The sequence below is a fragment of the Pseudofrankia coriaricola genome, from assembly GCF_032027725.1.
Classification (GTDB): Bacteria; Actinomycetota; Actinomycetes; order Frankiales; family Frankiaceae; genus Pseudofrankia.
On record NZ_JASNFO010000028.1, the window covers coordinates 26,584 to 45,355 of the forward strand.

Here is an 18,772-nt window from a genome sequence, read left to right on the forward strand (position 1 = left end):
TCCAGCATGCCGGACACACCGGACACACCGGCCGCCCGACGCCCCCACGACGCCAGCCGTCCCGTTGCTACAGGTCGGCCACCTGGCCGATCACCTCGGAGCCGAGGATTTCCAGCGGACGGATCTTGACCACGTCGGTGACCCGGCCGATGACCTCCTGGATGCCTAGTGCGGCCAAGCGCTCCAGGTCGGCGAGGATCGCGCCGACGTTCTCGCCGCCCTCACCCGGGTCGAACTCGTAGTAGGCCGTCTTGATGATCTCGTCGTAGTCGCGCCCCTCCGCCTCGCAGTGCCCGCGCAGCACCGCGAGCTTGCGCTCGAGGTCCGGGCCGGGGAAGAGGTTGCAGGCCTGGCCGTAGCGGGCCACCAGCCGCAGCGTCTTCTTCTCGCCGCCGCCGCCGATCATGATCGGCGGGTACGGGCGGCTCAGGTTCGGCGGCGCGTTGAGTGGCCGAGCCAGCTGGTAGTGCTTGCCGGTATAGGCGCTCTCGTCATCCGACCACATCGCCAGGCAGATCTGGAGCGTCTCCTCCAGCCGCTCGAACCGCTCCGCGACGGGCGGGAACGGGATACCGAGCCCGACTGCCTCCTCCTCGTTCCAGGCCGCGCCGATGCCCAGCCACGCCCGCCCGCCGGACAGCACGTCGAGCGTGCTGATCGTCTTCGCGAGGACGCCGGGCTGCCGGTAGACCGTGCCCGTGACCAGCGTCAGCAGCTTGACGCGCTCGGTGATGGCGGCCAGGTAGCCGAGCGTCGTGTAGGCCTCCAGCATCTCGTGCTCGGGCGGGCCGACGAAGGCGATCTGGAAGAAGTGGTCCATCACGGCCAGCTTGTCGAAACCGGTCGCGTCGGCGGTCCTCGCGATCTCGGCGAGATCCGCTCCGAGCCGCTCCGGCCCGCCGGGCCAGGTGAAGTCGGGGATCTGAAGTCCAATCCGCATCAGGCTTGGCCCTCTCCGGTTGGGCGGGCGCGCGGGCGCCCGTCTGACGGGCACCGAGCGCCCGACCTGCGTGGCCAGGGGCCGGTGCATGACTCCGGGCCGGTCCTGGTCCGGGCCGGCCCGGCGGTGCCTACCGCTGAGCGCCGGCGGCGCGTGGCGCCCGATCCACGTGGCTGTGGCCCGGTGCGGGCACCGGAGGCGACCCTGACGGGGCGGCAGGCTGACGAACGCCGCCGCGAGGTCACCCGCGGCCCGCGGCCCGCGGCCGAACAGGCGGTGTTCCCGGCACGGGCCAGAGCTCCGATGGCCCGCACCCACGCACCCACGACTGAGAGACGCGCCGGCCGAGCTGCGCGGCTACCCGACGACCCTATGCCCGCCATGGGCCATCTGCCTGCCACCGGTCACGCCCGCCTCGCCCCTCGGGCCCGACGGGCAGGGGCCCGTCCCGCCAGCGGGCCGTCCGCGTCCGCCGGCCGTCCGTGCCGGCGATACCTACCCACACATGACCGTGAGGCAAGCAACGAGAAGCCGGCCGGTGACCGAAGCCGACCAGAGAGCATTCAGCGCGCTAACGTGACCCAACGCGCGAACAGGCCAATATCGCCGGGGAAACACCGACCCCATGGTTCCCACCAGAATCAGCGACAATTGCCGCATGTCGAGACCCGTGCGTCACCAGGTCCGGCGATTCAACGACGGGCGGTGTTCCCGGGTCGCCGTACCCGGGCCATGGGCGGGTGCGCGGATCACGGCGCCGGCCGGACGACGACGCGGCGCCGGCACCGGCGATGGCGAGCGCCTACGATGATCACCATCGGGCCCCCGTCGCGCCGGTACCGGATGATCCGCGTCAGCCAGATCCTCCTGCTGGTCGCGGCAGTGATGCTCGCGGCCTCCGGCTTCACCAAGACCCCCTGGCTCGACGCGGTGACCTGGCCACTGCGCAACACGTTCAGCCTCGCGGTAGGCCTGTTGTGCGTCCTGCGCGCCGTGATGATCCGCGGTGACCGAGCGCCCTGGGCGGTCCTCGGCGGCGGGCTGATCCTGTACGGCGCCGCCACGCTCTGTTCCTCCGTCGCCGGGCACCTCATCGAGGGCAAGCAGCAGGCCATCGCGCCGTCGGTCATCGACGCCGGCTGGCTGGCGTTCTATCCGGCCTGCTACGCGGCCGTCATCCTGCTGCTGCGCCACCGGCTGTTGCGGCTGCCCAGGAGCCTGCTGCTCGACGCGCTGATCGGCCTGCTCGGGGTCGCGGCGCTCACGACCGGCCTCGGCGTGGTCATGACGCGGCGTGAGCCCGAGCTGGGGCTTGGCGACCTGCTGATCGCGCTGGTCTACCCACTCGCCGATCTGCTCCTCGCGCTGCTGGTGATCAGCGTGTTCGGCCTGCTCGGCCGCCGCGCCGGGCGAGTGTGGTGGCTGCTCGGCTGCGGTCTGCTGTGCTTCGTCGCCGCGGACACCGTGCTGGCCTCGCAGACGGCGACCGCGGGCGGCTTCTCCCCCGGTGGCCCGTCGGACTTCCTGTGGGCACTGTCCCAGCTGCTGCTGGCGTTCGCCGCCTGGCAGCGCCAGCCCCGCGTGTCTCCGGCCAGGGCCGCCGGCTGGGGCATCATGCTCATCCCCACGGTGCTCGCCCTGACTGCGCTCGGCATCCTCGTGGCCGGAGCGACCGTGCGCCTGCCGCTGGCCGCCGTGCTGCTCGCGGCCAGCACGGTGATCGCCGCACTCGGGCGGGCGGGCCTGACGTTCGTCGAGATGCAGCGGCTGGCCGAGTCCAAGGCGCTGGCGCTGACGGATGACCTCACCAACCAGCCCAACCGGCGCGGACTGGACGAGCGGCTGCGCGCCGCCATCACGCGTGCCACCAGCGCGGGGCACTCGCTCGCCCTGCTGCTCCTCGACCTCGACCGGTTCAAGCTCGTCAACGACTCGCTCGGTCACAAGGTCGGCGACGAGGTGCTCGTCGAGGTCAGCGGGCGCATCGCCACCGCGCTGCGCCCCGGGGACGTGGTCGCGCGACTCGGCGGCGACGAGTTCGCCGTGCTGCTGGAACGGACCGACGGTGCCGGCGCCCAGCTGGTCGCCGACCGGGTGCGCGCGGCACTTGACGACTACATCCACGTCGGCACGCTCACGATCCCGGTGACGGCGAGCATCGGCGCCGCGGTCTACCCCGACCAGGCGGCCGACGCCGACGAGCTGCTGGCGCGCGCCGACATCGCCATGTACGCCGCCAAGGAACGGCACACCGGCGTGGAGCACTACGACCCGAGGGCCGGCGACGCGTCGATGGTCGAGCTCACCCTGACCGAGGCCCTGCGGGACGGCATCAGCGGCGACCAGATCGAGGCGCACTTCCAGCCGAAGGTCGAGATCGCCACCGGCCGGATCCGATCGGTGGAGGCGCTGGCCCGCTGGAACCACCCGGACCGGGGCCTGCTCGCCCCGGACTCGTTCGTGCGGCTCGCCGAGCATGCTGGGCTGATGCGCCCGCTGACCACCGCCGTGCTCGACCAGTCGTGCGCCCAGCTGGCGAGCTGGCGCTCCGCGGGCCTCGACGTCACGGCCGCGGTGAACATCTCCGCGACCGACCTGCTCGACCAGGCCTTCCCCGACCATGTACGCGGTCTGCTCGCCGCGCACGGGCTCGGCGCCGACGCGCTCGAGCTCGAGCTCACCGAGACCACGCTGATGCTTGACCGCACCCGCGCGAGCAAGGTGCTCACCGAGCTGCACGACCTGGGCATGGGCATCGCGGTGGACGACTATGGGACCGGCTACTCGACGCTGGCCTACCTGTCCGGGGACTTCCCGGTGGACGTGCTCAAGCTGGACCGGTTCTTCGTCAGCCGGCTGGAGTGCAACGACGTGGCTCGCAAGATCGTCCGGTCGACCGTCGACCTCGCGCACGACCTCGGGCTGCGCGTGGTCGCCGAGGGCGTCGAGACGGAGCGCGGGCTCGCGCTGCTGCGCGACTTCGGCTGCGACCTGGCCCAGGGCTTCTTCGTCGGCGAGCCCGGCCCGGCTGAGCACGTCACTCCAAGGCTCATCCCGGCCACGATGCCCGCCGCGCCTCCCGTGACCATCGCGGGCGGCGGCGCCGGACCGGCCGGCGCAAGGCCGAGGCCCACGATGGCCACGACCGCGCGGACCGTTGCGGCCCAGCCGGCCGCTGACGACCCCGGGCCTGCCGGATCGCCCTCGTCGATCCGGCAGGAACCCCGGGCCGGCTCGGGGCCGTGAGCCTCACCGCCCGGCCGGCCCCATGCGGCCCGAGCTGGTGGGACACGCTGCCGCTGACCGAGGGCCAGGCCGACGGGCCAGTAGCCCTCGGTGGCAGCGCCACGCCGGACGCGCTCATCGGGGCCTACCGGGCCGGCGTGTTCCCCTGGCCGAGCGAGGATGCCCAGACAGGTTGGCAGTCGCACCAGCTCGCGCTCGCGCTGCGCGCTGTGGGCCGGGGTCTCGTGCGCCGGCCACGGCTCGGAGACCTCCCGTGGTGGTGTCCCGACCCGCGGGCGGTGATCCCGGCCGGCACGGTGCGCGCCGCCCGGTCACTGCGCGGCCGGATCCGCTCCTGCGGCTGGACGACCACGGTGGACCGGGCCTTCGACGAGGTGGTCACCCGCTGCCGGCGCGCGGCGCCCGAGATCTGGATCACCGACGAGCTGCGCGCCGGCTATGCCCAGCTCCACGCGCTCGGCTGGGCGCACAGCCTGGAGGTGTGGGCGGCCGACCGGCTGGTCGGCGGCGCGTTCGGCATCCTGATCGGCGGGGTCTTCGTCGGTGAGTCAATGTTCCATGACGAGACCGACGCCTCCAAGATCGCGATGGTGGACCTCGACGCCCGGTTCGCCGCCGCCGGCGGCCGCCTGCTCGACGTCCAGATCGCCAGCGACCACCTGCGCACGCTCGGCGCCGTCGAGATCTCGCGAGACCGCTATCTGGCGACGCTGCGGGCGGTCCGCGACGACGACATCCGGCTCGTCACCGACCAGCTCCCCGTCAACCGCCTGCTTCCTGCGCCGGGTCCCGGTCGTCCGCCGCCCGGCGCAGCGGGAACCGGTCAGCCGCCGCGTCGATGACGCGCAGCAGCTCCTCGATCTCCTCGTCCGTGTTGGCCGCCGTCACCGAGAGACGGAAACCCGTCTCGCCACGCGGCACGATCGGGTACGGCACCAATGTGGCGAGGATGCCCCGCTCGAACAGGAAGCGCCCAAGAGGCTCGAGCAGGTCGGGGTCGGCCAGCGGGACCTCGACGATCGGGAAACCGGTCGTGTTCAGCGTGTCCAGGCCGAGCGCGCGGATGCCGTCGAGCACCCGCGACGTCCGCCGGTACAGCTCGGCACGCCGTTCGTCGCCGTGGGCCGCGTTGAATCGCAGGCCCGCCTGCGCGGTCGCGAGCGAAGCCACCGGAGGCGGGCCCGAATACGTGTACGTCCCCGCGGTGATCCGCAGGAAATGCCTGATCTCGGGCGGACAGGCGACAAAGGCCAACAACGACGAGTAGGCCTTGGAGAATCCGCCGACGAGAACCAGACCGTCGTAGTCCCGGCCGAGGTGGCGCACGATGCCGTTGCCCCGCGACCCGTAGGGCGAGAGCTCGTCGACCGACCGCTCCCCCAGCACCCCAAAGCCGTGCGCGTCGTCGATGTAGAGCACCGCGTCGTACCGGTGGGCGAGTTCGGCGAGCTCCGCGAGCGGCGGGCCGTTGCCCGTCATGCTGTTCACCCCGTCGACGCAGATGACGCGGGGGTATCGGTCACTCGCCGCGAGCTTAAGGGCGAGGTCGGGCAGGTTCTCCTCACGGAACCGGATGACCTGTGCGCCCCGCGCCGACGCCATCCGGGCGCCTTCGTGGATCGTCTGGTGAGCGCGACGCTCCAGAAACACGGCGCCGGCCCCGGCGAGGGCCGGCAGCACCGAGAAGTGAATGTGGCTGATGGTCGGCAGCAGCAGGGTGTCCTCGGCGCCGAGGAGCTCGGCGAGCTCCTCCTCGATCTCCGCGAACAGCCGCGGGTTACCGACCAGCCGACACCAGCTGGGATGAGTTCCCCAGCGGGCGATGTACTCGGGGACGACCGCGCTGATCTCGGGTTCAAGGTCGAACCCGAGGTAGTTGCAGGACGCGAAGTCGATCAGCCAGTGCTCGCCCACCCGGATGCGGCGGCCGTCGATCTCGTCGACGACCGAGTCCCAGAACGGGACGCGGCCGCGCAACCGGTGCATCTCGGCCAGCCCGCCCGGAGGCTGGGCCAGCACCCGGCCGAAGGCCGGCGCGAGCGGTCTCCCGACGGCCGGGACGGCCACGGATGCCATGTCCTCGGCCGCGCGCGTGGGCACCAACACGATCACTCCCCTGCGTGACCACCGGCATGGCCCCGGCGCGGGCATGATCTTCTCGCAGGTCCGGGCGATACCACTCTCACGGTATATCGAGATATCGAGCTTTACGTGGCGCAACGATAGCGAAGGGCACCAATTGCGTCCATAGATACCCATGGCGGCCCTACAGGCAGCGGTCCGCCGCATACAGGCGGCGCCGGGACCCGCTGTCGCCAGCGGCCACGAACGACGTCCGAGCGGTTCGACGCCGGGTGGGCCTACGCCGAGCCCGACGCCGCCGACGTGACCACCCTGGCGATCCGGCCGAGCCGACGGAGGCGGCGTCAGCCGGAGGCGGCGTCAGCCGGAGGCGGCGTCAGCCGGACCGCCGGACCCCGTTCGGCTGGTGCCGGGGGTCGGCCTCGCGGTCCGCGGCGGGTCCGGCCCGCGTCCGCGAAGCTGTGTGAGTTCGACCCCAACGGGGCTCCTCCAGACGGCCCGGAGTCCCATATCCCGGCGGCAAGAACCGACCGGCTGGCCGCTCCGGCGGTGACCCTGCCCACCGCATTCACCACGGCGGACGGGTGTTAGGGTCCGCCTATGGTTGACTTGGCCCCAGATCCGCTACCGGCCACGACGGCGCCAACGGCCGAGTCGACGGCGTCGGGACCGGCCCGGCCACGCGCGGCCACCCTGCCCTCCGTGCCCTACGTCGGCTGGGGCCTGCGTCGCTCCTGGACGCTGTTCACCGAGCACCGCAAGAAGCCCGTCGACCCGCCGCCCAGCTTCTACCGGCTCGTCGCCGCGGACTCCGTCCGCCAGCTGTCCCGGTATGTCTCGGTCGCCGGGCAGTCCGTCCTCGACGTCGGCGGCGGCCCGGGCTACTTCCGGGACGCGTTCCTCGAGGCCGGCTCCCGCTACTGCTGGATCGAGCCGGACGTCTCGGAGCTCGCGGTCACCGACGTCCCGGGCCGCATCCGGGGCAGCGCGCTCGCGTTGCCGGTGCGGACCGACTCGGTGGACATCTGCTACACGTCGAACGTGCTGGAGCACGTCCCGGACGCCTGGCAGATGTGCTCGGAGCTGGTCCGGGTGACCCGCCCCGGCGGCCTCATCTACCTCAGCTACTGCAGCTGGCTGTCCCCGTGGGGCGGTCACGAGACCGCGCCCTGGCACTACCTCGGCGGCCGCCGGGCCCAGGCCCGCTACGAGCGGCTCAACGGCGAACCGCCCAAGAACATCTACGGCGAGACCATGTTTCCCGTGTACGTCGGCGACACCCTCGCCTGGGCTCGTTCCCGGCAGGACGTCGTCGTCATCGACGCCCTGCCGCGGTACCTGCCGGACTGGTCCAAGCCGATCCTGAAGGTGCCCGGAGTGCGCGAGGTTCTCACCTGGAACCTGCTGCTGATCCTCCGCAAGATCTGACCGCCGCAACCACCGCCGGAAGCCGTCTGCGGTTGGGCCAGGTCACCGGTTTGTCGCCGGTCTGATTTCGCGTCGCGGTGGTCCCGCCGGAAACGATCCAGCACCACCTGGATGGCCGGGGGCCGCATCGTCCCTCGCCCGATATCGGCGGCGCCTCGGCGAACTCCCGTGTAACGTGCGACACGCCTCGCAATTGCGACAAACCGCAATTGATTACCGTTGGGATCAGTTCGCCGATCCCAACGGCGGGATCGCCCACCGCTGGGCCAGCGTCTGGCTGCGTACCGGCGGGTGACCGCGCTACGGAGAGGTGCATGGCGCTGTCGGTGAAGCGGGATGTGTTAGCCGAGCTGCTGCGGGGCCCGATGGCTCTCGCCGCGGCAGGCATGGTCGTCAACGTCTTCAACCTGCTGATGAACCTGGCGCTCGCACGGGTACTCGATCCGGACGCATATGGCGCCGTCGTCGTCCAGACGAACATCTTCATGATTCTCTCGGTCGGCGGGACAGCCGTGCTAATCGCCGTGGTCCACTGGGAGTCGGCGCGGATCGGCCAGACCCGGCGCGATCGGCTCGCCTGGATCCGTCAGCTGCGCGGTGTCACATTCGTCGGCGTCGTTGTCTCCATCGTGATTGCGTTCGCACTGTGCGAACCGGTCGCGACGCTGCTGTCCTACCCGCACCCGTTCGCGATCGCCGAGGCCACGATCGCGGCGGCGATCTGGATCTCGCTCTGCGTGGAACGCGGGCTGCTCCAGGCCCGCGGCAACTACCCGGCGCTGGCCCGCAACCTGGTGTTCGAGTCCGCGTTCCGGACCGCCTGTGTGGTCGCTCTGGTCGGAGTCGGTCTCGAGGTGAACGGGGCCGGCCTCGCGCTGGCACTCGGTATCGCGGTGGGCGCGGAGCATGCCCGCCGGGCGGTCGTCCGTACCCCGGCACTGCCCCGGCTGCCGCGTCCGAAGCCACGGCCTGGGCTGGAAGGCTCGGTGACCCCAACCGCCACCGGCCCGATTCCGATGCTGCCGACGCCGCGGCCGCAGATGCTGCCGACGCCGCGGCCGCAGAGGATCCGGCACAGCCTGATCTCGGACGCCTCGACCGCGCTCGGCGCGCTCGTCCCGCTGGCGCTGCTGCAGAACATGGACGTCGTCATCGTCGGCTGGCGCAATCCGGAGGCGGTCGGCGCCTACGCCGCGATCTCAACGGCCTGCAAGGTACCGGTGTTCATCGGGTTGGCGGTCGCGAACTTCCTGCTGCCCGAGGCGGCGCGACGGCGCAAGGAGGGCCTGCAGGCGGGCCGAGCACTGGCGATGGCGGTCGGCTGCGTCGTCGCGCCCGGAATCCTGCTGACCGCGATCGGGCTGGTCGGCGCCGAACCCCTGCTGGCGCTGGTGTTCGGCTCCGATCTGACGGCGGCCGCCGGGTCACTGTGGGTCCTCGCGCTCGCGATGACAGCCATGGCGGTCACCATGATGTTCGCCACCTACCTGCTGGGCGCGAACCAGCGCGTGATCGTCGTGGTGCTCTTCGCCTGCTCGGCGTTGACCGGCGTCGGCCTCGTCCTTGCCGGCGGTGGGATCGGGCACACCGTGGCAACGGCTCTGGCCTGCCAGGCCGCGACCGCGACCGCGACCGGCTGGTTCGTCCACCGGCTACACCATTCCGACCGACGGGCCGCCTCGCGGACCACCATCGAAGCCAGCGAGCCGGACCGCATCGTGGCCGTCGCGACTCCGGGCCCACCGCCGCGGCCTCGCCGGCCACGACCATCGCGGACGGGGGCAGCGGGATGGTAGCGCCAGCGAGGTAACGCCCTCGGCACCGAGCCCTTCCGGGGAGCGATGGACGTTCGACGCGCTCACGCCCGAGCGGGTGCCCAGCGCCGGACGGCGCGGCCAGCTCGCTGTCGCTGTGAGGTTCGAATGAGTGGCTGGCGTCGCCGTAGCGGGCGCGACGCCCTACTTTCTTCCTGTCTGTGGTGTGCGTACGGAGCCAGAGCACACCCTGCCGACTCGGCAGTAAGCCCATCAATCGGAACGGAGACCTCCATGGAACTGAAGAGCACAATCGCCGAGTTCATCCCGGACCGCATCTTCGCGACGACTGTCGCCTACGCGCACCGGCGGTTCGAGCCGATTCTTCGGCAGGTCAAAATGTTCGTCGGCCCGAACCAGACCGCGATCGACGTCGGCGCCTGGTACGGGCCGTGGACTCACTGGCTGGCGCGCGCCGCCGCCTCCGTTGTCACGGTCGAGGCGAACCCGGAGCTCGCGGACTTCGTGCGGCGGACAGCGCTTCCCAACGTCACCGTCGTGTCCGCCGCGGCCTCCGACGAGGAAGGGACGGCCACTCTGTGGCTGCCGGTGGGCGGAAAGGGCACCGAGGGACGCGCGTCCCTGCACGGGCAGGGCGACGGCCGGTCTGTCGAGGTGACGACCATGCGGCTCGACAGCCTGGACGTAGCCGACGTGGGCCTTATCAAGATCGATGTCGAAGGCCATGAGCTACAGGCGCTGCGTGGGGCCGAAGGCCTGGTCCGGAAGTGGCGTCCGATGCTCATCGTCGAGGTCGAGGACCACCGCGCGCCGGCCGCGGACACGCTCAGCCTGGTCGACAGCTGGGGTTATGAGGGCATATACCTCAAGGACGGGCAGTGGCAGCCGCTCGCCGACTTCGACCTGGTCGGGCACCAGGCCGCGATGGCCGAGGTGTCCAAGGAGAGCTACCTGCGAGCCATCGCTACCAGGGCCAGTGACCGGTACGTGAACACCATCGTCTTCCGACCGCTGCCCGCGCACGTCTGACCTTCGGACCAGAGTCCTTCGCGGGCCGATCACTGTATGAGGGAATGGTCATTCCATCCGACCCGGCCGGCCACGGCGCCGGCGGCCGACGGTCGCCCGCCGCCGATGCCCGCGACCGTGCCTACATCGGGAACGGCCGGTGGCACGACGGACCCAGAGCGCCCGACGAGGCGCCGCGGCATCGCGCCCACCCGACTCGCCGACGGCTTGTGGGCGCCATCGGGCTGAGTGCCGCCGGCCTGGGAGCCGCGGCCTTCGGTGCCACGGTCGGCGTACGGCGGCTCCTGCCGGGCCTGGCGGAGAAGGACACCCTCGGCCTCCTGTCGATCTTCGGCACGCCGGATAGTTTCGGCGAGCTGGCTGGTTCTCAAACGATCGAGACGGTCGGTGTGCCCGGTTTCGGATTCGGCCCAGGCCAGGCCGCGTTCATGTCCGTGGCGGCCGACGACGGCACGGTGTTGATCGGTACGACGCCGTTCAGCGACGACCAGACGCGGCCGACCGCGACCACCATGGAAGTCGGGATCTTCTACCCGGAGGCGCGGCGCTTCAGCCGGCTCGTGATTCCCTCGACCGCCGGGCGTGTCTCGATACCCAGCCCGGACCCGACCGTTCAGGGGGTCGGTGGCGCGGACGTCGCCGACGTGGTCGTCGTCCCCGACCCCGTCACCGGACAGCGGGTGGTATTCGTCTCCGTCGTGCCGTTCCACGGCTGGGACACCCGGATCCAGGGCGTGTTCCCCAGCCTCGGGCAGCTACGGCGCGATCGGGCCGGCGACTGGCGGTACGAGCCGACGCTCTCGCGGACAGCCGACGAACTCGCCGCACTCGCGCCACCAGCGGTGGCTGCCAGCGCCTTTCCCGCTGTCGGGCCCACGGCACCCCGGTCTGCCCGAGGACTCGCATCGGTGGCGCGGCTACCGCGTTCGGGCCACCTTGTCATCGCGCAGTACTTCGGAACCGGAACGGGCGGGACCGAGTCCGGCGCATTGTTCGTCGTCGACCTGGCAGGGCGGACCCGAGCCTGGTGGCAGTACCCGCCGACCAGCCCACTGGGTATCCGGACCGTGGTCAACCCGCGAGAGGTCGTGACGGACCCGACCAGCGAGCCGGATGACGAGCGGTTTGTCCTGATCAGCGACTGCTTCACCGGAGACAAGGTGGCGCAGCCATTCCCGGTGCAGGAGTTCTCCTACTCGGCGAGCGCCGGGCAGATCATCCCGAAGAGCGCCGCGGTGCGGGCCGTGCAGGACGGGTCCCGGATGGAGTCGGCCTGCTTCGACACGGCCGGGAACCTCTACGTGGCGCGGACAAAGGCCGATGGCCTGTACGCGGCCCCGATGGCCGTGTACACCAAGGCCGGCCGGGAGCGCAGCCTCGTGACGACGGCGCCGGCGACCGCCGACTGGCCTCGGTTCTTCGGAATCGAGTGCCGCCCAGACCACCTGCTCCCGGAGACCGGACGGGGTGGCCTCGTGCGTAGCCTGACGATGGATCCGGCCAGCGGAGCTATCCTGCTCACCGGTCTTGACGGGACGCTCCAGGTCGTCCGGCCGGCCGGCTCCGGCCACCAGATGACCTTCCGCACGTCGGCGATCGACATCGGGCTGTCGCGGCTGCGCGGCCCGGCAACCCGATATGTCGGAGTCCGGCGGGCCGCGGTGGACGCCCGGCGGAGAACTCTCTGGATCCCGATAAACCAGCTGGTGCTGGACAGCATCCCGTGGCCCTACCCGCCGTTCAAGCTGGACCAGTGGCTGATCCGCGTTGACCTCGACCTCCTGCTCAACCAGTGAGCGGCGGCGGATCAGGACGCCGCGGCGCCCGGTCGGACCGCGTAGTACCGGGTGAAGTTCCAGTGCGGGCCGTGCTGCGGCTCGTCGGTGGTGCCGATGATCCGCAGGCCCGCGTGACTGAGGTGGGATGTCATGATCCGGACGGGCAGCGTGTTCATGCGCATCGGCGCCGGGTAGTGCAGAAGGCGCTGCTGGAGAGCTCCGACGACGGCCGGCGGTGCGTAGCGGAAGAGAAGCCCCTGGACAGTGGGCCGAACGCCGTTGGGCATGAGGATGATGGCGGCGCCGCCCGGGCGTAGCACGCGTCCGAACTCGAGCAGGTAGCTCTCGGCCGCGTCCGGCGGGACGTGCTGCAGGACGATGCTGGTGAAGACGAGGTCGACGCTGGCGGTGGGGATGGCCGCGAGATCGGGGGTCGAGTTGTGCTGGAAGACCGCTCGGCCGCCGGTGCGGTCGAGCCGACGCGCGGCGTCGAGCATCGGCTCGGAGATGTCCAGGCCGATGACCTTGTCATAGTGCGCGGCCAGTGCCTGAGTAAGCCGTCCGGCGCCGCAGCCGAAGTCGAGGGCGACGCCGGTCCGCGCCGGGGTTCCGCCGAGGCGGTCGAGGACGCCGAGGGCCTCGTCGACCTCCTGCCTGCCGGTGGCGAGGAAGTCGTCGGCGTCCCAGCGTCCACCGCGCTTGGCGGGGTCGACGAGGACGGCCCACAACGGGTCCTCGCTGCCGTGTCGCGTCCAGTCGCGTGCGGTGTCTTGAAAGCTCATCGGGCTAGGGCTCTCCGGTCTGGCGCGGGCGGGCGGAGGTCTGCGCCGTAAGGGGCGGACGAGCCGGGTGCTGCCCGCGTCCCGTCTTCGGCCCTCCGGCGGGCTTCTCAACGGTCCATCTGCGATTGGTATGGCCTCTTGTTGTACCCCACCCCCCCACAACGGGCCAGATCCGGCAACCCGGGCAGAATGAACGTCCGAGTCTGCCCGGACTGAACCCGGAGCCGCCATCGCGGCGACAGGCTCCCGTCATCGCCGAGGGGACGAGCCGCGTGCGCAGGAGAGCCAGGAACGGTGTGCCGGACGGTGGGGACCGCGCGGCCAGCCCGATCAGGCCGGTCAGTGTCCGCGCCGGGCTCGCCATACTCGCCGCGGTGACGGCACTGTCGATCAGCGCCTGTGGAGGCGCGGAGCGGGCCGCCGCGCCGCCGTCGGCACATACCTCGGCCGTTCCCCAGACCCGCATCATGATCGTGGGCGATTCGCAGACGGAGGAGTCCGCCGGCGACTACACGTGGCGCTACCGGCTCTACCAGCACCTCAGCCTCACGGCGCCAGGCCGCGTCGATTTCGTCGGCACTCGCAACGCCGTCTGGGACAACGTGAAGGACGTTGACGGCTCGCGCGACTACGTGAACCCCTGGTTCGACACCGACGAGCAGGCGGTGTGGGGACTGACGATCGCCACGGCGACCCCGCACATCGCGGCGGCGCTCCGGGACCATCCGACCGACATCATGTTGATCATGCTTGGCAGAAACGACGTGCTCCACGCCTCGAGCGTCGCGACAGCCCCCACGGAAGCCGCGGCGCTGATGAAACAGTTCATCGACACCGCGCGCACCGTGAATCCAAACCTGACGATTGTCCTGGGCCATGTGCTCTGGACCGGGCTCGACGTGGACCGGATGTCCGCCTTCAACACGATCCTCGACCAGTCGGCTGGCGCCTGGTCCACCCCCACGTCCAAGGTGGTCATCGCTCGGTCGGATGAGGGCTGGGATCCCCTCTGGCACACCTGGGACGGCGCGCATCCCAATCCGGACGGGGAGTACGTCATCACCCGAGGCTTCGCGAACGCGCTTGCCGAAGTAGGGGTCGGCGGCCGCTACGGACCGGTGCTCGGTGGGGTGAGCTGGCCGGGGAAGGGCCGGCAGCCCGCGGTGGCACCCGCCGGCGCCGGTCAGGTCACCCTGACCTGGCCGGCGACGCCCGGCGCGACCCAGTACTTCGTCGAACAGCGCGTGGTCAGCGCCGGGGAGCCCGGCTTCACCCGCCTGCCGGGCGCGATCACGGGCTACACCTGGACCAGCGGCAAGCTGGCCGCCGGAGCCACCATCGCTTTCCGCGTCGTCCCGGTGAAGGGCAACATGGTCGGCCAGGGGGGCCCGGAGACCCTGTTCGCCGTCAGCGCCGCCAGGTAGCCCGGACAGCGGCGCGCCAGGCCCGGCCCGCGAACGCGCGCGAGCACCCGCGCGACTGCGCGGGCACGCGAGACCGGGTGAGCGGGCTCCGCGTCGCCCACGGAGCTCTCCCCACTCCGCGGGCTGTCCATCTACTCGCCGGGGTGTCCCCGCCGGCCGTCCTCGACGGGTGACCTGGTTGCGGGAGCGTCGCCGCCGGCGCGTCGCCCCTCGGAGCCGGTGGTGGCATCCGCGGGGCGCGGCGTCAGCGCGGCCACGACGGCGGCGAATGCCACGACACCCGCCGCCTGCACCTGCCAGCTGAAGGCGCCGTCACCGGAGCCTGGAATCGCGTCCGGCTCGAGGGCGACGCCCACCCCGGCGAGAACCGCGAACACGAAGGCCGTCCACGGCAGCACGGTCGGGCGACGGCGGCCGGCAAGGACGAGGACCGGGACGATGACGGCGACCGGCCCGGCCACCAGGAACACCGCGATCACCGCGAACACGCCACCGGCGACGCCGCCCACAACCCTCGCACGGCGCGAGGCCAGAGGCGCCTTCCCGCGGCCCAGGCCAAGCGGATAGCCGTCGGGGTCAACCGAGCGCCGGAACCGCCACCGCGCGGGGATCAGCACCAGCGCGACGAGGACCAGCAGCAGGATCCCGCCGACGGCCAGGAGGCCCCGGGCGGACTGCCCGGGGTGGTTCTCGATCAGGACTGTGCCGGCGGAGCCCGCCGGGACGATCCAGCCCTGCTGCCAGCCGTCGAGACGGACCGGGGTGAGGGCCTGTCCGTTCAGCGTCGCGGTCCATGACGAGTTCGCGTTCTCCCGGACGGCCAGGAACGCCCTCGTCCCCGCGCCGATCTCGACGGTCCGGCGCTCGGGGGTCCAGCTGGTGACCGTGGTCGAACGAGGCTTGTCGCCGCTGGTCCGCGTACCTGTCCCGACTAGCGTGAGCTGCCCCGTCAGCAGGGGCAGTCCCGCGCTGTCGGTGGTGATCAGGTGCTGGCCGGCCGTCAGCGGGATCGTCCCGTCCGGCGTGCACACACTCATGCGCATGGGCCTGCTCTTGGCCACATCGGACATCAGGCCCTCGACCCGCACGTCGTAGCGGACCCCGTCGACAGACAGCGAGGGACCGCCTCCGCACGGCACGACGAACGGCGCGGTCGGGTCGGGCGGCGCTTCGGACAATATCGGCACCGCCATCATGGACCCGGTCAGCGTGAAGTTCATCGGCCTGGGCACGTCGAACCGCCTCGCCAGCGCGAGCTCCTCCGAACCACCGAACAGGTCGGTGACGTCCACACCCATGCGGTCGAAGGTGTAGGCAAGCTGTCCCTCGCCACCGGTGAACAGGCTGGCGGCGTCCGACGGGGTCTGGGCGTAGTGCTGGATCCGCACACCGGGCAGGGTGAGCTCACGAATACCCGCCCCAAAGACGTTGCTCTGTTGCCTGGTCACCTGCTCGAACGTGATCCGGAACCAGCTACTCGGGCCGGCGGGGACCTTGAGCCGCTGCGCCGTCTCCACCGGGCTGACCCGCGTGACGACGGAGCCCGCCTGGCTGGTCACGCGGATCGCCTGCACGGCTGGCCGCCAGGTGCCCTCCTCCAGCAGCTGCACATCGATGTAAGGCAGGGTGGTCGCCCGTGGGAGGTCTGCCTCGACCCAGGCGCCCGTGGACCCCTTCTTCTTGTCCGGGGCGGCGGTCCACGACGTGTAGGGGAAGCCGTCGAAGGCGGCGGCCGGTGAGGTGTCCGGCAGGGCGATCAGGTTCGACCCGAAGGAGGATGCTCGGATCCTGACCCCGTCCGTGTAGCCGGCGACGGTCTGATGGCCGGCCGCCGACTGGTCCAGCCACTGGCGCGGCGCGTCACTTCGGCCGGCGGCGTTCTCGTTCGGGCCGAGGAGGTAGGACGTCCCGTTGTGAACGACCCCGAAGTCGGTGTCACGCCGCTGGGAGGTGTCCGTCACCACCAGTGCCGTGGTGGGGCCGACGACCTCGCTCGCTGGCGGTGCCTGGTTCAGCCCTCCTGACGAGGCCGCCGAACCGCCGGCGCCGGCCGTGCCGGCGAGATCGCTGGCGAGCACGACCGCCCGGTCGGTACCGACGATTCCGTGCGCGGCCAGCTGGACCGTGGCCTCCGCGCCACCGGACACCACGACAGCGGTGTCCACCGGGTACGCGGCCACCTCGGACGCGTGGCCCGGTACGACCCAGACCTCCAGCGCCGGCACCTTCTCCTTCCTCGTCATCGCCGCCGATGGGATCAGCCGGCCCTTCGAGCTCAGCCTCGCGTTGATCATCGGGCCGAACGAGGCGGCGCGCCGCAGTCCCGAGCCCTCCAGGGCGCGGTGCACCTGGTCGGTGGATGGCGGGATGTCCCAGTTCCGATCATCGAGGTCGTTGCGGATCAGCACCTGGCCGACCCCGGCGCGCGCGAGCGCGACGGCGAGCCCCGGCGCCTGGCCCAGCTCCAGCTGCTGATCGATGCCGTCCATCCACCGGGTCATCCCGGTGTTGCCCAGCGGGACCAGGGCGCGCGACGCCCACGGCGTGCTGGCCAGCCAGGACATCGGCTCGTCAAGGGGCCGTCCCCAGCTGTACTCCCCGAACGGCATCGCCGGCAGCATCAGGGTCCGGCCACCGTCCGGGTTGTCGGCGAGCCAGTCCGCCGCCTCGTGCCAGTAGTCGGGAACCTCCTGGAAGGTTCCCGACTGGAAGAACTGGCCCGTGTAAGCCGGTGCCATTCCCATCACCAGCGCGGCGACGGTGAGCACGACGGCGCCCACCGACAGCGGGTCCGCGCGGCGGGCGGCCCCGGCCGACGACGAGGCCGCCGGCCGCGCCGCGGGCCTCTCAGAGCGATGCCGTCGCTCCGGTTGGGGCTTTGGCGACGGCCGGCGAGCGCCGAGGGCGACATGGAGGGCATGCGCCATCCCGAGAGCCAACGGCAGGTGGGCTACCGGCTGGAACTTGTAGACGTTACGCAGGAAGGCCAGCTGCCCCGCGAGCAGCTGCTGGACCCCGTCCGCGAGCGGGCTGCCCGGCTGCCCCGGGTACGCGGCCGAGACGGCCACGACGCCGGCAGCGAGGCTGATCACGAGGACTCGCCGCGCGGGCAGGTCACGACGGGCAAGGCCCCACAGACCGATACCGGTCGCCGCCACCGAGCCGGCGACCGCCACCGGATTGGTGATGGTGGCCGACGCCGCCGGCAGCCAGGGGCCAGATAGCCGCAGGTAGGCGAGCCAGTCCGTGGTCCCGCGCAGCGCCTCGGCCACGGATGTCGTCGCGGTCGTGGTCGCCGCGGTCTCGGTGAACGGCAGGAAGTTCAGGCCGTACCGGCTCTGGACCACCAGCATGCACAGCCACCAGAAACACGCCAGGATGACCGAGAGCGTCCACCACGCCCGCAGCGCCCAGGCCCGCCGCGTCCCCCCCGCGCACACGAGGAGCACTGCCGGGAACAGCAGGACACACAGGGTGACGCTGGCGTTGACGCCACCCGTACAGAAGACCGCGAGGCCGGAAAGCGCCGCGGCCCGGCGAGGCGACAGCCGGCTGTCCCGCCCGTCGCCCCGGGCGGCGCCGGGCGCGAGGCCGGCCGTCCCGGCACCGGCGCCGGCGGCACCGTCCGGGCGCAGCGCGAGCACGAGCGGCAACGTGATCCAGGGCAGCATCGCCGCCCCGGTCAGGGCCACCGACGCGGCGCCGACCTTCCCGATGAACATCGGTGACAGCGCGTACCCGAGCCCGGCGATCACCCTGGTCAGCGGCCGGCCGATGCGCAGCGCATCGGCGAGCCGCACCGTTCCCCAGCACGCCACCGTGAGGATCAGGGCCATCCACAGCCGCTGGGTGATCCACGGGGGGACGTGCAGGAGGTGCCCGAGCAGGAAGAACGGCCCCATCGGAAAGAGGTAGCCGGCGTACTGGTTCGGCAGGAACCCGAAGTCGGCGGACGAGTTCCACAGATGGGTGGCCCGCTCCATGAACCGCAGCGGGTCAAGCGCGACGTCCATCTTGGTGTCGGCCACGATCTGCCCCGGCGTCTCGAACAGGCACAGCACAACGAAGCCCACCGCGACGAACAGCGACGGCAGCCGGGGCGTCCGGTCACGCCCCGCAGGCCCACCAGCGGCGAGGTCGGACGCCGTGCCCGGCGCCAGGTCCTCGACGTGGGCGTCACGTTCGTCGAGCAGCGACAGCTCGATTGGTCGGTTCGGGATCGTGCGCTCCGTCATTCTTGGGGTGATAGGCGCCAGTCAGGCTAGCTTCTTCATACCCCGCACGACAT

11 protein-coding genes are annotated in these 18,772 nt (G+C 71.5%); 7 read left to right on the forward strand and 4 right to left on the reverse strand.

All coding sequences use genetic code 11. The features are described 5' to 3' along the window. Positions 1-67 precede the first annotated feature (67 nt). Positions 68-940: an LLM class F420-dependent oxidoreductase gene (locus tag QOZ89_RS16115; protein WP_312624147.1), complete on the reverse strand. Its 873-nt coding sequence runs from the start codon at positions 938-940 to the stop codon at positions 68-70. Positions 941-1,747: 807 nt separating this feature from the next. Here QOZ89_RS16115 and QOZ89_RS16120 point away from each other — a divergent pair. Both QOZ89_RS16120 and aat read left to right on the forward strand, forming a co-directional pair. Beyond that, positions 1,748-4,186 carry a putative bifunctional diguanylate cyclase/phosphodiesterase gene (locus QOZ89_RS16120; protein WP_312624148.1) on the forward strand — a complete coding sequence of 813 codons (2,439 nt, stop codon included), beginning with the start codon at positions 1,748-1,750 and terminating at the stop codon, positions 4,184-4,186. Further along, entirely contained in the window at positions 4,183-5,028 is an 846-nt protein-coding gene (gene aat / locus QOZ89_RS16125) for a leucyl/phenylalanyl-tRNA--protein transferase (protein ID WP_071050011.1), read from the forward strand. Before QOZ89_RS16120 ends, aat begins: the two co-directional genes overlap by 4 nt. Here the strand turns inward: aat and QOZ89_RS16130 are convergent. Further along, positions 4,949-6,292, reverse strand: coding sequence for an aminotransferase class I/II-fold pyridoxal phosphate-dependent enzyme (locus QOZ89_RS16130; RefSeq protein WP_312624149.1), 1,344 nt, complete (start codon positions 6,290-6,292; stop codon positions 4,949-4,951). The two genes, aat and QOZ89_RS16130, sit on opposite strands and share 80 nt — an antisense overlap. Before the next feature lie 576 nt (positions 6,293-6,868). On the opposite strand from QOZ89_RS16130, the gene QOZ89_RS16135 reads away from it, so the two are divergent. The 4 genes from QOZ89_RS16135 to QOZ89_RS16150 all read left to right on the forward strand — a co-directional run bounded on the left by QOZ89_RS16135 (position 6,869) and on the right by QOZ89_RS16150 (position 12,296). Continuing rightward, the gene (locus tag QOZ89_RS16135) at positions 6,869-7,696 is read left to right on the forward strand and encodes a class I SAM-dependent methyltransferase (RefSeq protein WP_397428784.1); all 828 of its coding nucleotides are present in this window, start codon (positions 6,869-6,871) and stop codon (positions 7,694-7,696) included. Between the two features lie 314 nt (positions 7,697-8,010). Beyond that, on the forward strand, positions 8,011-9,492 hold the full coding sequence (locus tag QOZ89_RS16140; RefSeq protein WP_071050010.1) for a lipopolysaccharide biosynthesis protein: 1,482 nt from the start codon (positions 8,011-8,013) through the stop codon (positions 9,490-9,492). 252 nt (positions 9,493-9,744) lie between these two features. After that, positions 9,745-10,500 (forward strand): FkbM family methyltransferase, encoded by a 756-nt coding sequence (locus QOZ89_RS16145; RefSeq protein ID WP_071050009.1) that lies wholly within the window; start codon positions 9,745-9,747, stop codon positions 10,498-10,500. A 44-nt stretch (positions 10,501-10,544) separates the two neighbouring features. After that, the gene (locus tag QOZ89_RS16150; protein ID WP_312624150.1) at positions 10,545-12,296 is read left to right on the forward strand and encodes a hypothetical protein; all 1,752 of its coding nucleotides are present in this window, start codon (positions 10,545-10,547) and stop codon (positions 12,294-12,296) included. Positions 12,297-12,307: 11 nt separating this feature from the next. Here QOZ89_RS16150 and QOZ89_RS16155 read toward each other — a convergent pair whose 3' ends face one another. Beyond that, positions 12,308-13,060, reverse strand: coding sequence for a class I SAM-dependent methyltransferase (locus tag QOZ89_RS16155; protein ID WP_071050008.1), 753 nt, complete (start codon positions 13,058-13,060; stop codon positions 12,308-12,310). A gap of 296 nt (positions 13,061-13,356) precedes the next feature. On the opposite strand from QOZ89_RS16155, the gene QOZ89_RS16160 reads away from it, so the two are divergent. Beyond that, positions 13,357-14,484, forward strand: a complete 1,128-nt coding sequence (locus QOZ89_RS16160) for an SGNH/GDSL hydrolase family protein (protein WP_312624151.1) — start codon at positions 13,357-13,359, stop codon at positions 14,482-14,484. 131 nt (positions 14,485-14,615) lie between these two features. On the opposite strand, the gene QOZ89_RS16165 is transcribed toward QOZ89_RS16160, so the two are convergent. Next, positions 14,616-18,719: an alpha-(1->3)-arabinofuranosyltransferase domain-containing protein gene (locus QOZ89_RS16165; RefSeq protein WP_312624152.1), complete on the reverse strand. Its 4,104-nt coding sequence runs from the start codon at positions 18,717-18,719 to the stop codon at positions 14,616-14,618. Positions 18,720-18,772: the final 53 nt, after the last annotated feature.

What these genes read in the sequence shown, in the direction of transcription:
- QOZ89_RS16165 (WP_312624152.1), bottom strand. Translation starts at nt 18,719, where the DNA reads ATGACGGAGCGCACGATCCCGAACCGACCAATCGAGCTGTCGCTGCTC.
- QOZ89_RS16140 (WP_071050010.1), top strand. Translation starts at nt 8,011, where the DNA reads ATGGCGCTGTCGGTGAAGCGGGATGTGTTAGCCGAGCTGCTGCGGGGC.
- QOZ89_RS16135 (WP_397428784.1), top strand. Translation starts at nt 6,869, where the DNA reads ATGGTTGACTTGGCCCCAGATCCGCTACCGGCCACGACGGCGCCAACG.
- QOZ89_RS16145 (WP_071050009.1), top strand. Translation starts at nt 9,745, where the DNA reads ATGGAACTGAAGAGCACAATCGCCGAGTTCATCCCGGACCGCATCTTC.
- QOZ89_RS16155 (WP_071050008.1), bottom strand. Translation starts at nt 13,060, where the DNA reads ATGAGCTTTCAAGACACCGCACGCGACTGGACGCGACACGGCAGCGAG.
- QOZ89_RS16150 (WP_312624150.1), top strand. Translation starts at nt 10,545, where the DNA reads ATGGTCATTCCATCCGACCCGGCCGGCCACGGCGCCGGCGGCCGACGG.
- QOZ89_RS16120 (WP_312624148.1), top strand. Translation starts at nt 1,748, where the DNA reads ATGATCACCATCGGGCCCCCGTCGCGCCGGTACCGGATGATCCGCGTC.
- QOZ89_RS16115 (WP_312624147.1), bottom strand. Translation starts at nt 940, where the DNA reads ATGCGGATTGGACTTCAGATCCCCGACTTCACCTGGCCCGGCGGGCCG.